General features: G+C 46.5%; 19 protein-coding genes. 4 read left to right on the top strand and 15 right to left on the bottom strand.

Features of this window, described 5'->3' with window-relative positions:
- Positions 1-344: 344 nt before the first annotated feature.
- From CPIN_RS02305 to CPIN_RS02320, 4 genes are all read right to left on the bottom strand, one after another.
- On the bottom strand, positions 345-677 hold the full coding sequence (locus tag CPIN_RS02305; RefSeq protein ID WP_012788145.1) for a translation initiation factor: 333 nt from the start codon (positions 675-677) through the stop codon (positions 345-347).
- 10 nt (positions 678-687) lie between these two features.
- The gene (locus tag CPIN_RS02310) at positions 688-1572 is read right to left on the bottom strand and encodes a diacylglycerol/lipid kinase family protein (protein WP_012788146.1); all 885 of its coding nucleotides are present in this window, start codon (positions 1570-1572) and stop codon (positions 688-690) included.
- A gap of 11 nt (positions 1573-1583) precedes the next feature.
- A complete protein-coding gene (nadC, locus tag CPIN_RS02315) occupies positions 1584-2429 on the bottom strand; it encodes a carboxylating nicotinate-nucleotide diphosphorylase (protein WP_012788147.1) in 846 nt (281 codons plus the stop codon).
- 127 nt (positions 2430-2556) lie between these two features.
- Entirely contained in the window at positions 2557-2976 is a 420-nt protein-coding gene (locus tag CPIN_RS02320; protein WP_012788148.1) for a DUF4783 domain-containing protein, read from the bottom strand.
- 283 nt (positions 2977-3259) lie between these two features.
- On the opposite strand from CPIN_RS02320, the gene gpmI reads away from it, so the two are divergent.
- The 3 genes from gpmI (at position 3260) to uvrC (ending at position 7452) form a co-directional block, all read left to right on the top strand.
- Entirely contained in the window at positions 3260-4783 is a 1524-nt protein-coding gene (gene gpmI / locus CPIN_RS02325) for a 2,3-bisphosphoglycerate-independent phosphoglycerate mutase (protein ID WP_012788149.1), read from the top strand.
- Positions 4784-5015: 232 nt separating this feature from the next.
- Positions 5016-5588 (top strand): hypothetical protein, encoded by a 573-nt coding sequence (locus tag CPIN_RS02330; protein WP_012788150.1) that lies wholly within the window; start codon positions 5016-5018, stop codon positions 5586-5588.
- Between the two features lie 16 nt (positions 5589-5604).
- On the top strand, positions 5605-7452 hold the full coding sequence (gene uvrC, locus CPIN_RS02335; protein WP_012788151.1) for an excinuclease ABC subunit UvrC: 1848 nt from the start codon (positions 5605-5607) through the stop codon (positions 7450-7452).
- Positions 7453-7454: 2 nt separating this feature from the next.
- On the opposite strand, the gene CPIN_RS02340 is transcribed toward uvrC, so the two are convergent.
- The 8 genes from CPIN_RS02340 to CPIN_RS02380 form a co-directional block, all read right to left on the bottom strand.
- Positions 7455-8030, bottom strand: coding sequence for a DinB family protein (locus CPIN_RS02340; RefSeq protein WP_012788152.1), 576 nt, complete (start codon positions 8028-8030; stop codon positions 7455-7457).
- A 131-nt stretch (positions 8031-8161) separates the two neighbouring features.
- Complete coding sequence (porN, locus tag CPIN_RS02345; RefSeq protein WP_012788153.1) at positions 8162-9211, bottom strand: type IX secretion system ring subunit PorN/GldN; 1050 nt, start codon at positions 9209-9211, stop codon at positions 8162-8164.
- A 12-nt stretch (positions 9212-9223) separates the two neighbouring features.
- Positions 9224-10756 (bottom strand): type IX secretion system motor protein PorM/GldM, encoded by a 1533-nt coding sequence (gene porM / locus CPIN_RS02350; protein ID WP_012788154.1) that lies wholly within the window; start codon positions 10754-10756, stop codon positions 9224-9226.
- Positions 10757-10815: 59 nt separating this feature from the next.
- Positions 10816-11568: a type IX secretion system motor protein PorL/GldL gene (porL, locus tag CPIN_RS02355; protein ID WP_012788155.1), complete on the bottom strand. Its 753-nt coding sequence runs from the start codon at positions 11566-11568 to the stop codon at positions 10816-10818.
- A 231-nt stretch (positions 11569-11799) separates the two neighbouring features.
- Positions 11800-13098 (bottom strand): T9SS ring complex lipoprotein PorK/GldK, encoded by a 1299-nt coding sequence (porK, locus tag CPIN_RS02365; protein ID WP_245552073.1) that lies wholly within the window; start codon positions 13096-13098, stop codon positions 11800-11802.
- A gap of 470 nt (positions 13099-13568) precedes the next feature.
- Positions 13569-15611: a thioredoxin domain-containing protein gene (locus CPIN_RS02370; protein WP_012788159.1), complete on the bottom strand. Its 2043-nt coding sequence runs from the start codon at positions 15609-15611 to the stop codon at positions 13569-13571.
- A gap of 137 nt (positions 15612-15748) precedes the next feature.
- Entirely contained in the window at positions 15749-16540 is a 792-nt protein-coding gene (locus CPIN_RS02375; RefSeq protein WP_012788160.1) for a uroporphyrinogen-III synthase, read from the bottom strand.
- Positions 16541-16582: 42 nt separating this feature from the next.
- Positions 16583-17707, bottom strand: a complete 1125-nt coding sequence (locus tag CPIN_RS02380; RefSeq protein WP_012788161.1) for a DUF4271 domain-containing protein — start codon at positions 17705-17707, stop codon at positions 16583-16585.
- A 158-nt stretch (positions 17708-17865) separates the two neighbouring features.
- Here CPIN_RS02380 and hemW point away from each other — a divergent pair, with 158 nt between their 5' ends.
- Complete coding sequence (gene hemW / locus CPIN_RS02385; RefSeq protein WP_012788162.1) at positions 17866-18990, top strand: radical SAM family heme chaperone HemW; 1125 nt, start codon at positions 17866-17868, stop codon at positions 18988-18990.
- Positions 18991-19238: 248 nt separating this feature from the next.
- Here the strand turns inward: hemW and CPIN_RS02390 are convergent, their stop codons facing one another.
- From CPIN_RS02390 to CPIN_RS02400, 3 genes are all read right to left on the bottom strand, one after another.
- Positions 19239-20420, bottom strand: coding sequence for an aldose epimerase family protein (locus tag CPIN_RS02390; protein WP_012788163.1), 1182 nt, complete (start codon positions 20418-20420; stop codon positions 19239-19241).
- Positions 20421-20552: 132 nt separating this feature from the next.
- Complete coding sequence (locus CPIN_RS02395; RefSeq protein ID WP_012788164.1) at positions 20553-21527, bottom strand: deoxyhypusine synthase family protein; 975 nt, start codon at positions 21525-21527, stop codon at positions 20553-20555.
- A 124-nt stretch (positions 21528-21651) separates the two neighbouring features.
- Positions 21652-22170: a hypothetical protein gene (locus CPIN_RS02400; protein WP_012788165.1), complete on the bottom strand. Its 519-nt coding sequence runs from the start codon at positions 22168-22170 to the stop codon at positions 21652-21654.
- Between the last annotated feature and the right edge of the window lie 22 nt (positions 22171-22192).

Here is a 22192-nt window from a genome sequence, read left to right on the forward strand (position 1 = left end):
AAAGAAAACAATAAGATGAAAGAAGGCCGGTAAGAGGCAGTAACAACAACTTTTTACCCACGACCTGATCTCACCAGTCAGATCGTGGCTTTTTCCGCCCTTTACCACATTACCGATAGCATTCTATCCTAAGTGGTTGCCGCCAAGACAGGCAATGACACTTCAAAGAACGACAGCCTGCCAGCCCATACTGCCTTTGCCGACTGCCGCCCAACCCACTTCTAAAGGCACCAGGACTATTAAAAGCAACCAGAAAAAAACTCCAGAACTTCAAAGAAGGATATTAAAAAAGGCCTGGACAGTCGCAAAACCATCCAGACCTTATTCAAAAGCAATTGAGACTGCTACTTGGCTTTATACCCCCAATCCTGCAACCACTTCACCACTTTCTCCTTATAATCCCCCTGTATCAGGATCTGACCATCTTTCGCACTTCCGCCTGTCCCGCACTTCGTCTTCAACTCCTTCCCCAGCTTTTCCAGATCCTCATCAGCCCCAACGAAGCCATCTACCAACGTCACCACTTTCCCGGCCCGCTGCTTCGTATCCAACTTCACCCGCAACTGCTGCTGCGCCGGCGGCAATGTCTCCACGGCTTCCGGTTCCTCATCCTCTTGTCTGAAATCAGGATTGGTGGAATACACAATACCACCTGTATTGTTTTTTTTCTTCGACATAACAATAAGTTTAAGAACGGTTAACGATTACCTGCAACGCACCAGGATGCACACGAAACGCGACTTTACCATTTTCTTTCAGTGGCACGGCATCACCATCCACCTGTAAATGTACAAGCTCATTACTTTTAACAACGATGGTTTCTCCGGTAAAGTGTTGCATATAGCGCGTCTTATCGATATTACCCATGAGGGAATAGAACCCGACAGGAATAAGGCCTATAAGTCTGATTGGCGGTACTACGCAAAGGTCCAGTTTCCCGTCGAACACATTTGCGTCGGGGGCGAGTTTGAACTCATAACCAAACTGGTTACCATTGGCGACGGTCAGCAGAAATGCACGTTCCTGTATTGTTTTACCATCTACGCTGATTTCGTAGGACGGGCCTTTATAGCTGCTGAAGCTCTGGAATACGAGTTTGGCGTATCCCCAGAGACCGCGTTTTGTTTTATGTCTGAACTGATCGGCGACAAGTGCATCAAAACCGACGCCGGCGTTACTGAGGAACAGGTGTTCATTGGCGTAGCCAACATCTATTGCCTTTCTTTTTCCGTCAGCGATTACTTCCAGTGCGCGTGAAACTTTCAAGGGTATTTTCAGCGCTCTGGCGAGACCGTTACCACTTCCCAGCGGAATGATCGCCAGGGCGGTCGTACTTCCTACCAATCCCTGCGCAATTTCGTTGATGGAGCCATCTCCGCCTACTGCCACTACTGTATCAGTTCCATTTGCTACCGCTGCTTTGGCGAGATCTGTACCATGACCCAGGTATTCAAGGTGAGTCACTTCCACGGAAAATGCTTTTGGGGTCAGATATTTTCTGATGATACCCTCAAGGCGTTTTTCTCTGTCTGTGCCGGCTTTACGGTTGATGATGAATAGAATCTTTCTCAACGTTAGGGATATTATATTGCTTTTAAACTAAGATCAAGACTAACTGCGTGATGAATCACAGCTCCGGCGGAGACGTAATCAACGCCTGTTTTGGCATATGCTTCCAGTGTATCGAGATTGATACCGCCGGATGCTTCTGTTTCGTACCGGCCATCTATGAGTGCCAGGGCTTCTTTGAGCAGGGCAGGAGAGAAGTTGTCCAGCATGATACGGTGGATTTGTCCGATGGCAAGCACTTCTTTCACATCCTCCAGGTTACGCGTTTCCACTTCTATCTGTAAGGGCAATTGTTGCTGTTGCAGATAAGCGACTGTTTTGGTAACAGCGGCGGTGATACCTCCTGCAAAATCGATGTGATTATCTTTCAGCATGACCATATCATAGAGTCCCATACGGTGATTGACACCGCCTCCGATGCGTACAGCTTCTTTCTCAAGCAGGCGGAAATTAGGAGTGGTTTTCCGGGTGTCCAGCAGGCGGGTATGATAGCCTTTCAGGACGTCGACATAGCTGCGGGTAAGTGTGGCAATACCACTCATTCTCTGCATACAGTTCAATACCAGGCGTTCTCCCATCAATAAGGTATGGATCGATGCGTCCACTTCAAATGCAATCTCTCCCGACTTCATGACATCGCCGTCTTTCTTGAATGGCCGAAAAATGGAATTACTGTCCAGCATTTGGAAAACAGCCTGCGCTACTTCCATTCCGGCCAGTATACCGTCTTCTTTTATTTTCAGTCTGGCGCCACCTCTGGCATCAGCCGGAATACACGCTAAAGTGGAATGGTCGCCATTCCCTATATCTTCTGCCAGTGCGTTGCGAATAAGCTCAGTTAATGCTGGTTCCTGTAACATACTATCGGTTTGAAAGAACGAAAGTAAGCCAATTTCAGAAACGAGGCCGGCTCAGAACCCCTCCGAATATAAAAAAGTCCGGACGGAGCCGGACTTTTCAATATCAATCTTAACAATTCTTTATTTATTATTTGTTCTCGAAACGAAGCTCGTTCAGCACCATAGAACCGCCTTTCATCTGCAAAAAGAAGGAAGTACGGTAAGCGCCGCCGGAGGTACCAACATTGGCAATACCAACTCTGGAACCGTTTGTGCTCTGCACCTGGTGAATCAGTTCAAACGTTTTCACCTGATTTTTGGAGAAGAAATCTTTCAGGATAATTTCTGCCTGTGCTTTGCTGTAAGAATTAGATTTACCGGCCATGCTGATTTCTACTGTGTTGTCCAGGTAGCGGGATAGTGCGCCTGCATCGCCTTGTTTGATTGCAGTTACCACGTCATCGAATGGGCCTGCTGCAGGAGCTTTTAAGTTAGCGGCTGATAGTGTAAATGCAGTGATAATGACGCCAAACAGCACAACTCCAAGCCCATACAATAACTTTTTCATCGTCAGTATTTTATTAAGTAGTAAAGTTTTCATCATTATAGTAAAATGGGCTAAAACTATGCCAATTTGCGGGATGCCTTTTAAAATACAATCATCGTTGTATTGTACAATCACTAATTAATGCGAATATATTAATATATATTTTTAGAATAAAACCTAAGTAAGACAAACTTCTGTTACCCCTGTATGAATTTTGAAGGCATTTCAATAAGTTTGACGCCGTTTCGCGGATGCTTCATAACTTTAGCCTCCTTTACAGAACAAGAAAATTACAACCGGAAATATGGAAAAGAAAAGAGCCATTCTCATTATCATGGACGGATGGGGACAGGGACAGGTTCCTGCCGCTGATGCTATCGCGCATTCTAAAACGCCATTTGTGAGCAGCCTGTATGCAAAATACCCGCACAGTACACTGATTACCTGTGGTGAAGATGTTGGTCTGCCGGAAGGACAAATGGGTAACTCCGAAGTAGGTCACCTCAACCTTGGCGCCGGCCGTATCGTGTACCAGGAACTGCAGCGCATCAACGTAGCCGCCCGCACAGGTGAACTTGCCGGTAACAAAGTATTACAGGACACGTTCAGCTATGCAAAAGATAACGATAAGGCATTGCACCTCATCGGTCTCGTAAGCGATGGTGGCGTACACTCCCATATCAACCACCTGAAAGCCCTGACACAGATCGCAAAAGATAAAGGACTGACCAAAGTATACATTCACGCCTTCACTGACGGCCGTGATACCGATCCTAAAGGTGGTCTGAATTATATGGAAGACCTGGTCGCGCACCTCAAAACAACCGTAGGTGAAGTAGCCAGCATCACCGGCCGTTACTATGCAATGGACCGTGATAAACGCTGGGAACGCGTGAAACTCGCATATGACGCGATGGTACATGGTACCGGTACGCCTACCCAGGACGTTGTAAACGCGATCAGAGCATCCTATGCAGATGGCGTAACCGACGAATTTATCAAGCCGATCATCGCTACCGATTCACAGCTGAATCCGATCGCAACTATCACAGAAGGCGATGCAGTACTCTGCTTTAACTTCCGTACTGACCGTTGCCGCGAGATCACACAGGTACTGACCCAGCAGGCATTCCCTGATTTCGGTATGAACCCGCTGGCGCTGCATTATACCACCATGACCGAATATGACAAAACCTACAAAGGTGTACATGTTATATTCGAAAATGACAACCTGCAGAATACCCTCGGCGAAGTACTGGAAGCAAACAACCGCAGCCAGATCCGTATCGCTGAAACAGAAAAATATCCGCACGTTTCCTTCTTCTTCTCCGGTGGACGTGAGAAAGAATTCCAGGGCGAACGCCGTCTGATCGTTGCTTCTCCGAAAGTAGCGACTTACGACCTGCAACCTGAAATGAGCGCTTACGAAGTTACCAGCACCATCGTGCCTGAAATAGAAAGCAAATCAGCTGATTTTATCTGTCTGAACTTTGCCAACGCCGACATGGTTGGCCATACCGGTATATGGGAAGCTGCTATCAAAGCGGTAGAAACAGTAGATACCTGTGTGGAGAAAGTAGTTACCGCAGCCCTGAAAAACAATTATACCGTTTTCCTTACTGCTGACCACGGTAATGCTGATTTCATGATCAACAATGATGGTACGCCAAATACAGCGCATACCACCAACCTGGTTCCTTACTTCATTATCAGCAATGATTTTAAAGGTGCGGTAAAACCTGGTAAACTGGGCGACGTTGCTCCAACCATTCTGACACTGATGGATCTCTCCATCCCGAAAGAAATGACCGGCAACATCCTGATCTAAGTAGTATAGCTCATTGATAGGAAAGCTGTCCGCCTTACGGCGCGACAGCTTTTTTTATATTATTTCAATGCTGTAACTATTCGCGTAGATAATACGTTTTACGTTTTTTAGTGCTCTCGACAGATTTGCTCATGCATTAGATGCGCCGTCTTTACGGCGCATTAACTTTTTTATATGGTTTGCTTTCAGACAGATGCGCGGCGCATTAAAGCATCTTCCCTAAATTTGCAGCATGGATCATCGTTTTTCATGGATACTGATGGCCGTCGCTGCCCTCTGCGCCTCCTGCAGTAACAGCAACGGAGGGCAACAAGGCAAGGCATTGGCTTACAGGGATCTCAAAGGATACTTTCAGGAAGAACTGAATACTATTTCTACGAATAAACCTGCATTACAGAAGACAATCGTCATGAACGGACAAAGGGACAGCATTACCATCGCCACTCCCGATTCCGCCCAGCTCCAGCACCTGCTGGCCCCTTTTCTCGAAGTAGACCTGAATAAACCCTCCCTCAGCGGTGCATACGATACCATTCTGCTGGCCGACCAGTTCTCCGGTACCCATTCCCTCATGTACAAGGCAAGAAATGCAGCCACCGTACCCCAGGAAGTGATTATGGATATTGACAACCAGCAGCATATTACCAACGTGCAGATGAATAAGCATGTGGAAAACCTGGTATACGAATACCAGCAAAACCTGGTGTATCAGCAAAACAAACATATCCGCATTGTAACCTGGCAAAAGATCGCTTTTCTGCCCGCCAGGGAACTGGATGTGAAAGTCCTGCTCAGACACCCCTAACTGATTTTCTTAGAACATGACAGCAGCGGAGTTTCAACAAATATCACATACAATACCCCTTCAGCCTGGTATTTACAAGTATTACAGCGAAGCAGGCGAACTGCTTTATGTAGGAAAAGCTAAAAGCCTGCGCAAAAGGGTCAGCTCTTATTTTGTTAAGAATCATGATAACTACAAGACCCGTAAGCTTGTAGAAAACATCCACCATATTGAATTTACCATCGTTGGCTCTGAACAGGATGCCTTCCTGCTGGAAAACTCGCTGATCAAACAGTTCCAGCCCAAATTCAATATCAACCTGAAAGACGATAAGACTTACCCGTATATCGTCATCAAACACGAATCCTACCCCCGTGTATTCCTGACCCGTAATGTGATCAAAGACGGCTCTGAATACCTGGGTCCATTCACTTCCGTAGGCCGCGTACGCGAACTGCTGGAAGTGATCAGATATAACATTCCCCTGCGTACCTGCAACCTGAATCTCTCTCCGCAGAATGTCGCCAAAGGGAAGTATAAAGTCTGCCTGGAATATCACCTGGGCAACTGTAAAGGTCCCTGTGAAGGATTGCAGACGGAAGAAGATTACAGGGAAGGCTTACAGCAGGTCAAAAACATCCTTCGCGGCAATCTCTCACCCGTATTACAGCTGTTCCGCACACAGATGCAGGAACATGCCATGAACATGGAGTTTGAAAAAGCGGAGATCGTCCGTAAGAAGATAGAAAGTCTGCAGGCTTACCAGTCTAAATCCACCATCGTGGGTACCCGGGTCGGTAATGTCGATGTCTTCTCCATCATCAGCGAAGGCAATTACGCGTATGTCAACTACCTGCGCGTATTGAACGGCACCATTGCAGATACGAAGACCGTCACGCTGGAAAAGAAACTGGAAGAAGATGATACAGAAGTACTGACCTATGCCGTCGGTTACCTCCGGGACGCCTTCCAGAGTCTTGCCCGGGAAATCATCGTTCCCCTGGAAATAGAATACCCGGAAGAACACGTCACTATCTCTGTACCCAAAGGCGGAGACAAAAAGAAACTGCTGGAACTCTCTGAAAAGAATGTGAACTATTTCAAGGAGGAGCTGTACAGGAAAAAGATCCTGCACCTGGAAGGCAAAAGCGATATGGAGAAAAAGAAGGTATTGTACCAGTTGCAGGCCGACCTCGAACTCCAGGAATTACCATTGCACATCGAATGTTTCGATAACTCCAACTTCCAGGGTGCTTACCCGGTTTCTGCCTGCGTGGTGTTCAAGGACGGTGTTGCCTCCAAAAAGGACTACCGCCATTTCAATATCAAAACGGTTCAGGGTATTAACGACTTCGCCTCTATGAAGGAAGTGGTATACCGCCGTTACAGCCGCTTACTGGCCGAACAGCAACCTTTGCCGCAGCTGGTCATCATAGATGGAGGTAAAGGACAGCTGGGATCTGCGATGGAAAGTATCCGGGCGCTGGACCTTATCGGCAGTATGACCGTAGTAGGGCTGGCGAAGAACGAAGAAGAGATCTTCTTTCCGGGAGATAAAGACAGTATCAAACTGCCTTACGACAGTGAAAGTCTGAAGCTGATCCGTCGTGTGCGTGATGAAGTGCACCGTTTCGGCATCACTTTCCATCGTCAGAAACGCAGTAAAGGCACTTTTAAGAACGAATTAGAGGCTATTAAGGGCATCGGCGAGAATACGGCCACCCAGCTCCTGAAAACCTTCCGTTCGGTAGCTAAAATCAAATTATTATCAGAGGATGACCTTGTAAAGGAAATAGGAGCAGCCAAGGCCCGTCTCGTATACACACATTTCCATCCGGCTACAGGAGAAACAGGCCCTGTTACAGATGCAGATAGTAATAACTGATATTATGCCTTTGCCCGCAGTGCCTGGGCCATGTGCCGCTGTTCATGTGCGATCACGAAGCGGAAAGTATCACCCAGTGAAAATTTCAGCCAGCTACCCAATGTAGTGCCTATCTTTATCTGTTGCAGGTTCACCAGCCTGGCGCGGTCCAGCAGGGCGTTTATCTTTTCCTGCCATTCAATAAACTCATGCACCACTTTCCCGGCATCCAGGTCCGCCAGCGGCCGGTAAGCCTTCGGCGCCTGCATCTTCATACCGGCTTGACCATCCGCTTTTGGCAACATCATATTCGTAAAATAATTACCCAGCCAACCGCTTTTAAAAACAGGCGATGGGTTGGGAGGGAGGCTGCCGGACAGTTTTCCCTGAATAGCGTTTTCTATGGCCGGTACGTAAAAACGGGCATATGCATTGAGGTGGTCCAGGCATTGAGCAACACTCCATTTTCCCGGAGCTGGTTGCCTTAACAGGATTTCATCAGAGATGTTAAGGAATTGGTGGCGGGCAATCTGTAATAGTGCTTCCACCTGGCGGTGCAGCTGGTCAAGCAGTACGGGGGTTTCAAATTTCAGGGACATAATCGTGGCGATTGTTTACGGAGCAAAGGTAGGCAGGGGCGGGCAGGGGAGAAATGAGATAAGTCATGTAAAAGAAAAAGGATCCGCCGTATGGCAGACCCTTTTTCAGTTTTTTATATCCTGCGAGCAGATTAATACTGCCACATATCTTGTTCTTTGTTAAAGATTTTATCCTTGATCGCCTGACCTTCCAGGAGACGCATGGTACCATCTTTAATGTATTCTTTGATCTCGCGGTTATAAGTATTGTTTTCCTTGATAATGAAGCTGGAGAAGAAGCGCATTTCGAAAAGGTCTTCCCAGCTCATTGTAGCCGCATCGTTATTCTGGTTGTAAACATCAAATTTAGCCAGTACAGGACGCAGATCAGGATAGTATACCCAGAACAGCGGGATAGCAGCACGGAAGGAACCGTCTTCGTTCATACGGGATACCATCGGAGCGATACCCAGAATACGAACTTTCAGTGCAGAGGCTTCTTTATCGAATACCCAGATTTCTTTGATCTTGTACTGAACAACAGTACGTGGGTCAAATTCATCACGGGTAGTGACCATTTTCTCCTCACCGGTTACAGGGTCGATACTACGTACGGTTTTCTCTTCACCACTCAGTTTGTTCTGAACTTCGGAGAAAGGAATAACGGTAGTGAACCTGTCATCGATAGGGCTGAAAGCCTGCACTTCGCCGGACTTAACCGCGTTGAGCAGAATGTTTATGAACAGCTGGTTAGTACCGGATTCATCCTCAACATTGTACTGGAAAGGAAGGTTCATCTTTTCACGGGTGTCGATCACCTGCCATATTTTCTTTTCCCAGAACTCATCGTCTGAGCGGATATGGTCGTATGGAATAGGCACACGGTCTTTGATAAAGTTCTTTTCAGAAATGCCATCCGTACGCAGGGATTTGCGTGGAGTATCTACAACAGGCACACCAACACCATCTTGGCGGAGGGAGGCTGGTTCAGCACCTTGCGGTTGCTGAGGAGGTGCAGATACTGCATTGCCGGTAGCGGGATTGACAACAGAACCATCAGCAGGTGTTGTATTCTCAGTTGGGGTAGACTCGGTACGACGTGTCGTACGACGGCGACCACCGCCCTGAGCGTTTGCCTCAGTTGCCAGGAATACCAGCAACAAAGCGCACAAACCGATTCTGTTAAGGATGACTGCTCGCATAGAAAAATAATATTAGTTAATCTTGAAATTGACGTTACTCATATCTCTCACTCTTCCATCCGGACCTTTTACGCGGATGTTGTCGAAGTATACGATATCGCCAGCTCTCAGGGAGCGGATAACAGGCATTACGCTGTTAGGGAAGTATGCAGAGTTAGCTTCGCCTTCTGCATAGTCTTTACCTTTTGCGTCGATACCAATACGATAGCTTACAACTTCATATCTAACACCGTCGAAGAGGAAGTCTTCCAGGTCAGCACGGAGACCGCCCTGTACTTTGAACTCAGCAGCCTTCATGAAAGGGCCTTTGCTCATACCAACCTTCAGAACCGGGTCAGGAATGTATTTGATACGGAATTCTTTAGAACCAAGTGTTTTTACTTTACCATCGATATCGCCGTTAACAGTAATCATCGCAGTACCTGGTTTGGTAACTGTTACAGAGTACTTACCAGCAGCGGTTTTCGCCATAGTACCGTTGTTGATACCAGCAGATACTTTTTCAGCTGGAACCCCACCGGCAGAGATCGAGATCGGGTTTTGCAGACCGATGTACAGTACGTTCATCTTGTCAGCAGAGATAGAGGTAGTAGAAGCACCAACACTATATGTTTCAGAGAAAGGCATGTTAATTACCTGACCACTTGGATCAGTCATTTTCACAGCACCGGAGATTGTTTTTTCACCGATACCGGAAACTACCATTGAATATTCGCCTAAACCTTCTTTCGCAGTTACGCCGGAACCGTTTACAACGATCTCAGGATTTACAGTAGAACTGTACGCACCTACAGCGATTGCAGCTGTCAGTGTTTGTCCTTCCATCAGGTTTTTTGAGTTCAGGGAAACGAAAGGTCTGATTTTGTCGAAATGGAAATCTCTCTTACCGATCTGAGCATACAGGTCATCAATGATCAGGGCTTCTGAGTTCTTGATGTCGTTCTGGAATTTACTCAGGATAGTTACTGCAGCGATGGTTGGCACCATGTTAAAGTGGTAGGAAGTCCAGTCTTTTGCAGGACCATGGCTACCATGGGATTTGCCAATTTCAATGTGCAGTGGCAGAGATTTTTCGAATTTCGCCTTGTCTTTCGCATCAACGAAAGTCAGGAGGTTTGCGCGTAAATCAGTCAGCTTCTTTTCCAGTAAAGGACCCTGTTTCTGATTCTCCATCACACGGGTTGGAGCATCCAGGTTATCTTTACTTTTCAATTCGCCATGTTCATCTAGACCACCGCTTTCTCTTACGATTCTTTCTTTCAGAGAGTCCAGGAAGGTATACATCTCAGCAGATGCAGTACGTACCTGTTCAGCTTTCTGTTTGAAAGGACCTGTTTTAGCAGCGTCCTCGCTCATTTTCTGTTCGAACGCAGCGTAAGTATCGTTGTTCTTATCTGTGATCGACTTATTCGAAGTATTGATAGAGTTGTTTACTATATTAAATGCGTTCAATATCTCAGCAGAGACGTTCAATGCCAGCATGGCCGTTAAGACCAAGTACATGATATTGATCATCTTCTGCCTGGGATCTTTAGGTAGTGCCATAGTTTGTTCTCAGGTTTGAATGATTGTCTGTTGTTAATTCAAAAACTATTAGCGATACCTTATCTCGCACTCTGCATAGCGCTGAGCATGTTACCGTATACGGTGTTCAGGCTGGTCAGGTTGTGAGCCAGTTTAGAGATCTGATCCTGAGTTTTACGAGCATCGTCCACGCTGCTGGTCATTGCCTGAGAAACATTCAGCAGATTGCTATAGAAGTTGTTCATAGCTTTCAGGTGATTGTTAGTGTCCTGCAGTTCCAGTTCATAGATAGCATTCAGGGAAGCCAGGTTTTTGGTCATGCCCTGCATTTGCTCATGGAAGCTTCTTGTAGACTCGGAAGCACTGTTGAAAGAAGATACAGCTGAAGCAGCAGTAGTGTAAGCGTGCGCTACGCTACCAATTGCAGTAGCAGCTTCTCTTGTTTTTTGTGTGTAATCACCTGTAGCGGCAACTACATCACTGATATCCCGCATTTTATCTACTGTGGAACCTAATTTCTGGAAGTTCTCGCTCAGACGCTGTAAGCTTACCGGAGTGATGTCAGCTTCTTCGAGCATTTTATCCAGACCAGCCAGAGCAGGGCTACCACCAGCTACAACTGCTACCTGAGTAGGAGCTGCATCGTGACCACCGCTATCCGGTACGAATGCATAAACGAAGAAGATCAGCGCTTCTGTGCTCAAACCAACGATCAGGGCGATATCAGCGCCTGGCCAGTGTTGAAGTTTAAAAAGCGCACCGATAATTACTACAGATGCCGCGACACAAACAAAGAAATTAAGCCATTTCGATGTAGTAGGATTCATAGCCATAGGTCAAAATTTACTGGTTAAAGTGTTAAAGGTTAAATTGTTGTTATGGAATAGTTGTTGCTCAACGATGATTTGCGGTTTCCCAATGTACTTCATACGGTTTCTCATATCAACTTGTTTTAGTTTGATTTTCACACACATGCCCGTCCCAAAGGCATACAGGTTTGTTCCTGTCTCTTCGATACTGCCTGTTCTCATACTCATCTATCCGTAATGCTGTTACTATAATTGTTACCTGTGACCAAAATCGTTTTTAGAACGGCTCAGGAAGGCGATTGTACATCTGAATCCAATGTAGGATTTAGCACTATCCTGATACTCGTAAGAACGTGTACCTGTCTGGAGGAAATATCCGATATCTTTCCAGGAACCACCTCTTACCGCTTTACGTTTCATTTTCGGAACTGCATTGTCCGGAACGTCCATACGCAGATAAGGGTTCATATCAGACGTAAAGGAATATGCGTTCTCATAGTAAATATCCTGTGTCCACTCAGCTACGTTACCTGACATGTTATATAAACCGTAGTCATTTGGCCAGTAAGCATCCGCTCTTACAGTGTAGAAACCACCGTCTTCAGGATAGTTACCACGACCTGGTTTAAAGTTAGCCAGCAAGCAACCTTTCTTGTTACGAATGTAGTAACCACCCCATGGGTAAGGCGTTTGCTCTCTACCACCACGTGCAGCGTACTCCCATTGCGCTTCTGAAGGCAACTGGAATTTATCTTCTGTAAATAATTTCTTAGAAATACGGTAGTCTTCCCAGAACTTACTGCGCCATTCAGCGAAAGCGTTTGCCTGGTGCCAGGTCACGCCCACAACCGGATAGTTATCAAACGCAGGGTGCCAGAAGTACATCCTCGTCATCGGCTCATTGTAAGCATAAGAGAAGTCACGGATCCAGCACAATGTGTCAGGATAGATCGCAACATCCTTCTTTACGATGAACTTAGCACGGGATACATTCGCGTTTTCACGCTTCTTAGCCTGTTCCCAGTTGAACGTCTCCGCATGGTAAACCAGCTTACGTACGTCAAACTCCTTACGACCATACAGACGGTCTTCAGGTGCATATGTCATACTTTCCAGCTGATCCATAGTAGACTTGTCCCGGTAGTTGATTTTCTTCTTCCAGTCGATATAATCCTCACCACCATCATTCTTCACATGCCCTAACATTACGTGGGCAATGGAGTCAGTAACCCACTGTACAAACTGCCTGTACTCGTTATTTGTGATCTCCGTAGCATCCATGTAGAAACCGGAGATTGAAATAGACTTGTTACGGGCGGTGTACGCGTAGTTCAAATCTTCATCGCTCGGGCCCATGTGAAAAGTACCAGACGGTACATACACCATTCCATAGGGTACGGGCGGGAAATACTTAGGTCTAGGACTTACGCCGATTAGCTGTCCTTGCGCGTTTTTGGGGGTCTTACTACCACCACAGCTGGCGAGCAGACTAACCAGCAATACTGCTGCTAACAGACCACTTGAAAAATTAAGCTTCATAAGGGTAGCTTTCATTGAAAATCATTTATTTCGTAGGCGACGCAGTGCACATTGGCCATAATGCTACTGAGGATGTCGCTAAGTTCTGAAACATGGCCTTTAGTCTCGCCGATCTCTCCGGTCGGACCGTTTACCAACGAGCCCCTCACACTTAATGACCCTAAAGTTGTTAAGGGCAACTTCAGAAATTTCGCGGTTGTTATACTTGTTGGTTTCAATTTTTTGAATTCATTCCCGTTGGAAACACATTATCTCTTCAAAGTCAGCACTTACCCTTCTGATAGTCTATCCCACACTATTAAGCAAGATAACAAATGTAACGATTAATTTTAATCCGTAGTTAGTTTTTACCCAACTTTTTCATGCCCGATCAGGGACGTGTGACAATTAAAATAAACGTACTTTTTAACATTTTATTATATCTTCTCAAAATCATTTTTCCGTGTGCTTTTTACACAGATATGGTCATGCAAGATACATAAATATTATTTTAAATTAATTATTTCCTCTATATAATTAACTGGCTTAATACAATGATAATGCTCACAGACGTATATAAGTGTTTCTCCTGGCCGTTCCCGCTGTTCAAGTAGTGGCAGACCGGGTTGATCGGTTGCTGCTCCCAACATTACTTTAAACGGAATATAATGCCTGTTAGTATCCCTCATCCTGGATTTATATTCGGCCCCCACAACCGCTATCTCCCGCACCCCGATCACCTGCTGCAATAACACGCCAGCCCATACCCCAAATGAAGTGGAATACCTGACCGCCGTCTGTGACTGCCCCGCCAGCATATGAATGCCACGGTTAGACCAGTCCTTCCTGTCATAAACAACTGATAGATAAAGCAGGTTAGCCGCCATTACAGCGTTGCCACTAGGCGTGGCGCCATCATATACTTCCTTCTTACGTACGATAACATCCGTCTGTCCGGCTTCCGTATAGTAAAAATAAATGCCCCCTTCGTCCGAAAAATTATTCACTACATACTCCGTCAGTTCTTTCGCCTTACTCAGCCACTCCGGTTCTCCACTCACTTCCTGTAAAGCAATTAAAGCGCGTACCATCCATGCATAGTCATCCAGAAATGCCGGATATTTTGCTACGCCGCCCTTAAATGTATGAAAAAAAGACTGTTTATCAGTGTTTTGTAAGTGCTCCAGGCAAAATTTCATCGCATTTACACCCATCTCCCGGTACCGCTCTATGCCCAACGCCGCATACGCCTTACAACAGGCATGTATCATCAGCGCATTCCAGCCCAGAATAATTTTGTCATCCAGTCCCGGACGGATCCTTTTTGCCCTTACCGCCATCAGCTTTTCCCGGCTGATAGCCAGACTACGCTCCAGCGCCTCTTCAGTGATTCCCTGCTCCGCTGCAAATACTGCCGCCGGCTTCGTCACCCATAATATATTCGTCTCTTCCCAGTTACCCTCCTCCGTTACATCATAAAATGCACAGAATAAAGCGGCATCTGTACCAAGAATATGTTCAATTTCTTCCTTACTCCAGGTATAAAACTTACCCTCAACACCTTCAGAATCAGCATCCAGCGCACTGTAAAAGCCACCGCCCGCATCTGTCATCTCCCTTGCCACAAAACCCAGGGTATCGGCAATCGTCCTCGCATACAACTCATTGCCTGTCAACTGATACGCTTCACTCAGCACATCCACCAGCAAGGCGTTGTCATACAACATCTTTTCAAAGTGAGGCGCCAGCCATTTGGCATCCGTACTGTACCGTGCAAAACCTCCGCCTAACTGGTCGTAAATACCGCCCCGGATCATTTTGTCCAGCGATAATAAGGCCTGCTCCAGCGCCTTCGGCTCATTGAAACTATGATGATACCTTAACAGGTATTGAATGATAAAAGTGCCGGGAAATTTCGGCGCACTGCCAAAGCCACCCCATACCTTATCGCCCTGCTGCATCATATTATTGAAAATGGTCTCACACTGCGCTTTCGTAAACAGCTCTTCATGAGGTACCAGGTCCTGGCCGGGCGCCTTTCCGCTAAAACCGGATGCCTGTACCAGGTGGTCGCGCATATTCTGCGCCTGTGTTTCCAGATCCTCCCGGCGCTCTTTGAATGCCTGGGACAATGCCAGCAATACATCTGTCCAGGAAGGTCTGTTAAATGCCTTGACAGGAGGGAAGTAGGTCCCGCCATAAAAAGGCAGTTTATCAGGTGTCAGGAAAACGTTCAGCGGCCAACCGCCGGAACCCGTCATCGCCTGTACCGCATCCATATAGATGTGATCCAGATCCGGACGCTCTTCCCTGTCTATCTTAATATTAATGAAATGCTCGTTCATGATACGCGCGGTCTCCTCATGCTCGAAGCTCTCCCGCTCCATAACATGACACCAATGGCAGGCGGCGTATCCAATGCTGACTAATATAGGTTTATCCTCGGTTTTTGCCCGCTGCAGCGCCTCCTCCCCCCAGGGATACCAATCTACAGGATTGTGAGCGTGTTGCAGCAGGTACGGACTGGTTTCTTTCGCTAATCTGTTCACAGTGAATGGTTATTCTGTTACCTACGCAATTTTTGGTCTTACTTCTGTTCTTAACGGTAATTCTTCACTACCCCAAATATAAGAAGGGACAGCTTTCGCTGTCCCTTTCTGTGTAATATTTTACCGTGATTTTCGTGTTATTTTTTGTTGATCGTCGCCAGATACTGCTCCAGCGCTGCTACCATGGAAGGAGCCTGAGGTGCAGGAGCCTTAACATCCAGTCGTAAACCAGCCTCTTCAACAGCTGCTGAGGTAGTCGGTCCGAAAGCACCGATACGGGTACCGTTCTGCTCAAACTTAGGAACGTTCTCAAACAGTGATTTTACACCATAAGGACTGAAGAAAACGATCATATCATAATCGGTTGCCGTCAATACTTCCTTTACGTCGTTAGAGACAGTCTTGTACAGGGTAGCAGTAGCGTATTCACATTTGTTGGTCTTTAACCACTCTTCGATATCTTTCCGCTGACTATCTGAACTTGGGAACAGGAATTTCTCATTGTCCCTGTGCTTGTTCATCACTTCCAGCAAACTCTTCGTCGAGCCGTCGGCACCATAGAATACTTTACGTTTCCGGTACAGGATGAATTTCTGCAAATACAAAGCAATCGCCTCCGTGATACAGAAATACTTACAGTCCTGGGAGACCTTAATTTTCATTTCCTCACAGATCCTGAAAAAGTGATCCACTGCATTGCGGCTGGTAAAAATCACAGCCGTAAAGTTCGGGATATCTATTTTCTGTTTCCTGAACTCTTTTGCGGACAGCCCCTCCACCCTTATAAACGGATAAAAATCCAATTTGACATTGAATTTTTTAGCTAGTTCAAAGTAAGGTGATTTTTCTGTTTCAGGCTTAGGTTGGGAAATTAGAATTGTCTGAATGTGCTTTGCTTGCAAATCTTTTTTTGGCCCGCCTTTAATCATACGTTTTTATGCTCTTGTGTTAACAATAGGCAGTTTTAATAATCAGAGACCACCAGTTAACGCTACCAGCAACACCTTAGTTATTATTAGAACCGGCGCTACTTCGAATGCGCAAAGGTAAAGAAAAAAATGCAATCTGCTGAAAGATAAGTATTGTTTTACCACTGAATATGACCGGATATAGCGATACGCAACGAGTAACACAATAAATGCTACGGACATATACATGAATGGTTTTGACCATTCCGGCTTACAGAATGCCAGTATCACCAGGAATGGCACCAGTAAAATGCCCAGTATTTTGTTGATGAGATATAATACGAAGATGTAAGCATCGGCCAGTTCTGAACTACCAAACAGCCATCCGCAGAAGCGTAACATTACATATTTCACGCTATATACAACCGCCACCAGCAATACCAGTCCCGGAATCGCCATCCAGGCAGTATTCGCAGGTATATACTGCTGCCGGTACATCAACAGATACAGGTACAAAGCCAGACTGATCACAAAAAAGCCGTTCAGCAAAAAGTTAGGGAACGGAGACTGTGACAACTGGTCCTTCAGCTGTCGCTGACTCAGCGTCGGATTCATAAACGCCCGGAACAGATCGGAGAAGTATTTCAGGTAACTCAGCCGGATGATACCCAGTAACAACACAACGCCCGCCATCACATATACCAGCCAGTCCAGGTCTTCATATACCCTTACTTTATTGACATCCAGCCGGGTAGGCTTGTCGCTTTTCAGGAAAATATTGGTAGCCGCCAGCTTTTTCAGGTACAGATCATACGCCGTTTCCTGCCGTAAAGGTACAGCAGCCTGCTGCTGCCTACTATCAGCAGCTGCTTTCGCAGTACTGTCAGCAGTGACAACAGGGGCCGCCGGTACTGCATTTTGTGCAGTAGCCGCAGGTGCAGTAGTAGTACTTACAGGAACTGCCGGTGTAGCAGGCTTTAATACACTTGCAGGCGCACTCACACCTGCACTGTCTTTTTTGATCACCGGTACTTTCTTCTTCACAGGTTTGACTGTGGTGTCCCGGGGGTCACTTTGTACCTTCACAGGCGCGCTTTGCACAGCAGGAGCCGGCTTTGCGGAGCTATCCGTCTGAGCCGCCAAACGTAAACAGGGTAGAATGAACAGAAACAATAACCAGCGTCGCACCGTGAATATTTTTTAATGCAGTAATTTTGTCGTTTGCAAAGATATAAAAATAGTCCATGGTCACTAGTTGATATACTATAGTTACCATATACTTATTTAAGCTATACTCAATTTATTTCAGTGTCTACCGGCCTGTGCCGGCACACGCTTTTTTTCAGATGGCAGGTATTTATCTACATATTCCTTTTTGTAAGCAGGCTTGTTACTACTGTAACTTCCATTTTTCCACTTCATTGTCGCAGCAACCAGCCCTGGTTAAGCAACTGGTAAGGGAAATAGATTTACAACGCAATTATCTCTCCGGCGCCCCGGTAAGCAGTATCTATTTCGGTGGCGGCACCCCCAGTATGCTTCCGCAGGCTGATATACAGCTGCTGCTCAGTAAACTGCGGGATACCTTCCCGGTTAATCCGGACGCAGAGATCACCCTGGAAGCCAATCCGGATGATCTTTCTCCTGGAAAACTGGACGCCCTCCGCGCTGCTGGTATCAACCGGCTGAGTATCGGTATACAGTCCTTTCATGAACCGGATCTGCGCTGGATGAACCGTGCGCACGATAGTCAGCAAGCCTTGCAAAGTATCATCAATGCAAAGGCTGCCGGCTTTGATAACCTGACCATAGACCTGATATATGGTGGACCGACGCTGACTGATGAAGGATGGGCTGCCAATGTACAACAGGCCATCGACCTGGGTGTACAACATCTTTCCTGTTATGCACTGACCGTAGAACCCGGCACGGCGCTGGACCAGTTTATCCGGAAAAAGAAAGTAGCTGCCGTTGATTCCGATAAAGCTGCCCGTCATTTTGAACAACTCATGCAATGGACGGCAAAAGCCGGCTATGAGCATTATGAAATATCCAACTTCGCCCTTCCCGGCTGGCACTCCCGTCACAACAGCAGTTACTGGCAGGGACAGCCTTACCTCGGATTAGGGCCTTCGGCACATTCCTTCAATGGTGGTTCCCGTCAGTGGAACATTGCCAACAACGCGCAGTATATCAAAAGCATGGAGCAGGATAAAGTGCCTTTCGAACTGGAAGAACTGACGGCTGTTATGATGCTGAATGAATATATCATGACCACCCTGCGTACCTCACAGGGCTGTATACTGCCCGTAGTCGCGGAACGTTTCGGTACTGACAAACGGGATACTCTCCTGCAACTATCCCGGACTTTCATCGATAAAGGCTGGATGATTCTCCGCAACGATACCCTGGTACTGACGCCGGAAGGCCGGCTTTTTGCCGATGGTATTGCCTCAGATCTCTTTTTCTGAGCCTGTTTCCCGGTATGAGCTTCGTATAATTACGTTACTACACCGTCATTATGCCGCTATCTCTTCGTTCCTGAACGGAGCGGTAACGGCGTAATGCCGGTATAATAAGGGGGTAATCGAAGGAATGAAGCTAAATGAACGTAGAAACCGGGCCTTATACGGCCTAAAAGCAGAGGGTGTCTGCCATACGGCGGACACCCTCTGTGCTAATATCTCTAAAAACTCCAGGCAATCGCCTTTGTAACTGATTAAGATTTTACGCCAAACTTATACACACAGGTAGAAGTATAGGTTTCTCCCGGTTTCAGTACTACTGAAGGGAACGTAGGCTTATTTGGTGAATCAGGGAAGTGCTGTGTTTCCAGGCAGAATGCACCACGGTGTACATAGCTTTTACCTTCTTTACCCTTGTCGGTACCATCCAGGAAGTTACCACCGTAGAACTGAACACCCGGCTCAGTCGTCCATACTTCCAGGGTACGGCCGCTGGTAGGCTCTTCTACAGTAGCTGCCAGTGACAGTTCTTTACCTTTTTTGTTCAGCACATAGTTGTGATCGTATCCTTTACCGAATTTCAGCTGTTCGAAATCAGCATCTACTCTTTCACCGATTTTGGTAGGTGTGGTGAAGTCCATCGGTGTACCTTTTACCGCCTGGAGTTTACCGGTAGGGATCAGGGTACTGTCCACCGGTGTGAACTTATCGGCATTGATATACATGATATGATCATTGATATCGCCATTACCCGCGCCATGCAGGTTGAAGAAAGAGTGGTTAGTCAGGTTTACCACAGTTGCTTTATCGGTAGTGGCTTTATAATCGATCTTTACTTCGTTGCTGTCTGTCAGTTCGTAAGTCAGTGTGATATCCAGGTTACCAGGGTATCCTTCTTCACCGTCTTTTGCTACATAGTGCAGTTTCAGGGTGTGATCATTTGGCTGCTCAGCATCCCATACCACATCATTAAAACCTACTTTACCACCGTGCAGGTGATTCACGCCATTGTTGGTAGCGAGGGTATACTCTTTACCATCCACTTTGAACTTACCTTTAGCGATACGGTTGCCATAACGGCCTACGATACCACCATAATATCTTTCCTTGGTGCTTACATACTGAGCGGCATTATCATAACCCAGCTCAACGTCGGCCAGTTGTCCCTGTTTATCAGGAGCGAGCAGACTTACGATCTTTGCGCCATAGTTGGTAATAGCTACCTGGATATTTCCTTTACCTTTCAGGTGATATAATTTCACCTGTTTGCCGTCGATGGTAGTATCAAATTTCGCATCTGATATCTGGCCCTGAGAAAGACTGTCTTGCTTGGTACTCATACTATCTGCTGTATTATTATCGGTTTTTGTACCAGACTGGCAGGCGCTGAAGCTAACTGCGGCCGCCACTGTTAATAGTGGAAATATGTTTTTCATTTTTGGAAGTTATAAGGGTACAATATACGCTTTTCGTATTAAAAGTGATAGTCTTATAAAAGACAAAACGCTGATCACCGCAAAATGCAGTGGTCAGCGTTTGTCTTTGCGTCAGCCTTGCGGCAGCAGCACTTACCAGCCGAGCAGGTAAGCAAATATCAGTGGCGCTACGATCGTAGCATCAGATTCAACGATGAATTTTGGTGTGTTGATATCCAGTTTACCCCAGGTAATCTTCTCGTTTGGTACTGCACCGGAGTAAGAACCATAAGAAGTAGTGGAGTCAGAAATCTGGCAGAAATAGCCCCAGAAAGGCACATCATGCCATTCCAGATCCTGATACATCATTGGCACTACGCAGATCGGGAAGTCACCCGCGATACCGCCACCGATCTGGAAGAAGCCTACGCCCTTACCAGCGGAATTGTTACGGTACCAGTCTGCCAGCCATACCATGTACTCGATACCGCTCTTCATGGTAGATGCTTTCAGTTCACCTTTGATGATGTAAGAAGCGAAGATATTACCCATGGTGCTATCTTCCCATCCCGGAACAACGATCGGAATATTACGTTCAGCAGCAGCGAGCATCCAGCTGTTCTTTGGATCGATCTCGTAGTGCTCTTTCATTACACCGCTCAGCAGGAGTTTGTACATGTACTCGTGCGGGAAGTAACGTTCACCTTTATCATCAGCGTCTTTCCAGATCTTGTGAATATGCTCTTGTATACGGCGGAAAGCTTCTTCCTCCGGAATACAGGTATCAGTCACCCTGTTAAAACCATCCTGGAGCAGGTCCCATTCTTCCTGGGGGCTCAGGTCACGGTAGTTAGGAACCCTTTTGTAGTGTGTATGTGCTACCAGGTTCATGATATCTTCCTCCAGGTTAGCGCCTGTACAGGAGATGATATCTACTTTACCCTGGCGGATCATTTCCGCGAAGGAGATACCCAACTCGGCAGTACTCATAGCACCCGCAAGAGATACCAGCATTTTACCGCCTTCCAGTAAATGTGTTTCATATCCCTTGGCAGCATCCACCAGTGCAGCCGCATTAAAGTGGCGGTAGTGGTGCTGGATAAATTGAGAAATAGGCCCTTTATTCATGTCCGTTTAAATAGTTTAAATTCTCTAAGAACCGCAAAGGTAATGAATTAAAAAAAATAGCCCATAATAGCTGTCGCTACTATGGACTACCTTGACTATGGACTTTCAACTGATGAACTGATGTCTAGACTTTCTTCAGGTGCTGGTGTACACTCATGTCGCCACCTGCGCTTGATTTGATCACTTTCCAGGTCTTGTCGCCTTCCAGTGTTACATAGTACACGGTGTTTCCATCGCTTTCGAATTCTACCACCCAGCGTACTTTTTCATTCGGATAACGTTTCGCCAGCTTGTTGGTCACAGCCAGCGGCAGATGCTCTTCCGCTATGTAGCGGCGGGTAGCCAGCAGCGTTCCTTCTTTATCGAAGTAGGCAGTCACATTACGTTCTTTCAATGTGAATTTGGCCATAAACGTTTTGTTGTCTTCGCTATACCATTTCACATCTGAAGCACCCGAAAATTCTTTGCTGAGTGCATTCTTCAATTTACTGCTGGCCTCCATTTCCTTGGTGGCTGCAAATGTGAGCTGTGTACTGAAAAGAAGAGCGGCAACAAATAACAGAAGCATGCTCCTGATACGACCGAAAGACAGTCGTGTAGCACCCGCAGGTGCACTGAGGTTAATTGATTTGATCGGTTTCATGGCGGAAACTTTTAGGTTTGGT

The sequence above is a fragment of the Chitinophaga pinensis DSM 2588 genome, assembly GCF_000024005.1.
GTDB lineage: Bacteria > Bacteroidota > Bacteroidia > Chitinophagales > Chitinophagaceae > Chitinophaga > Chitinophaga pinensis.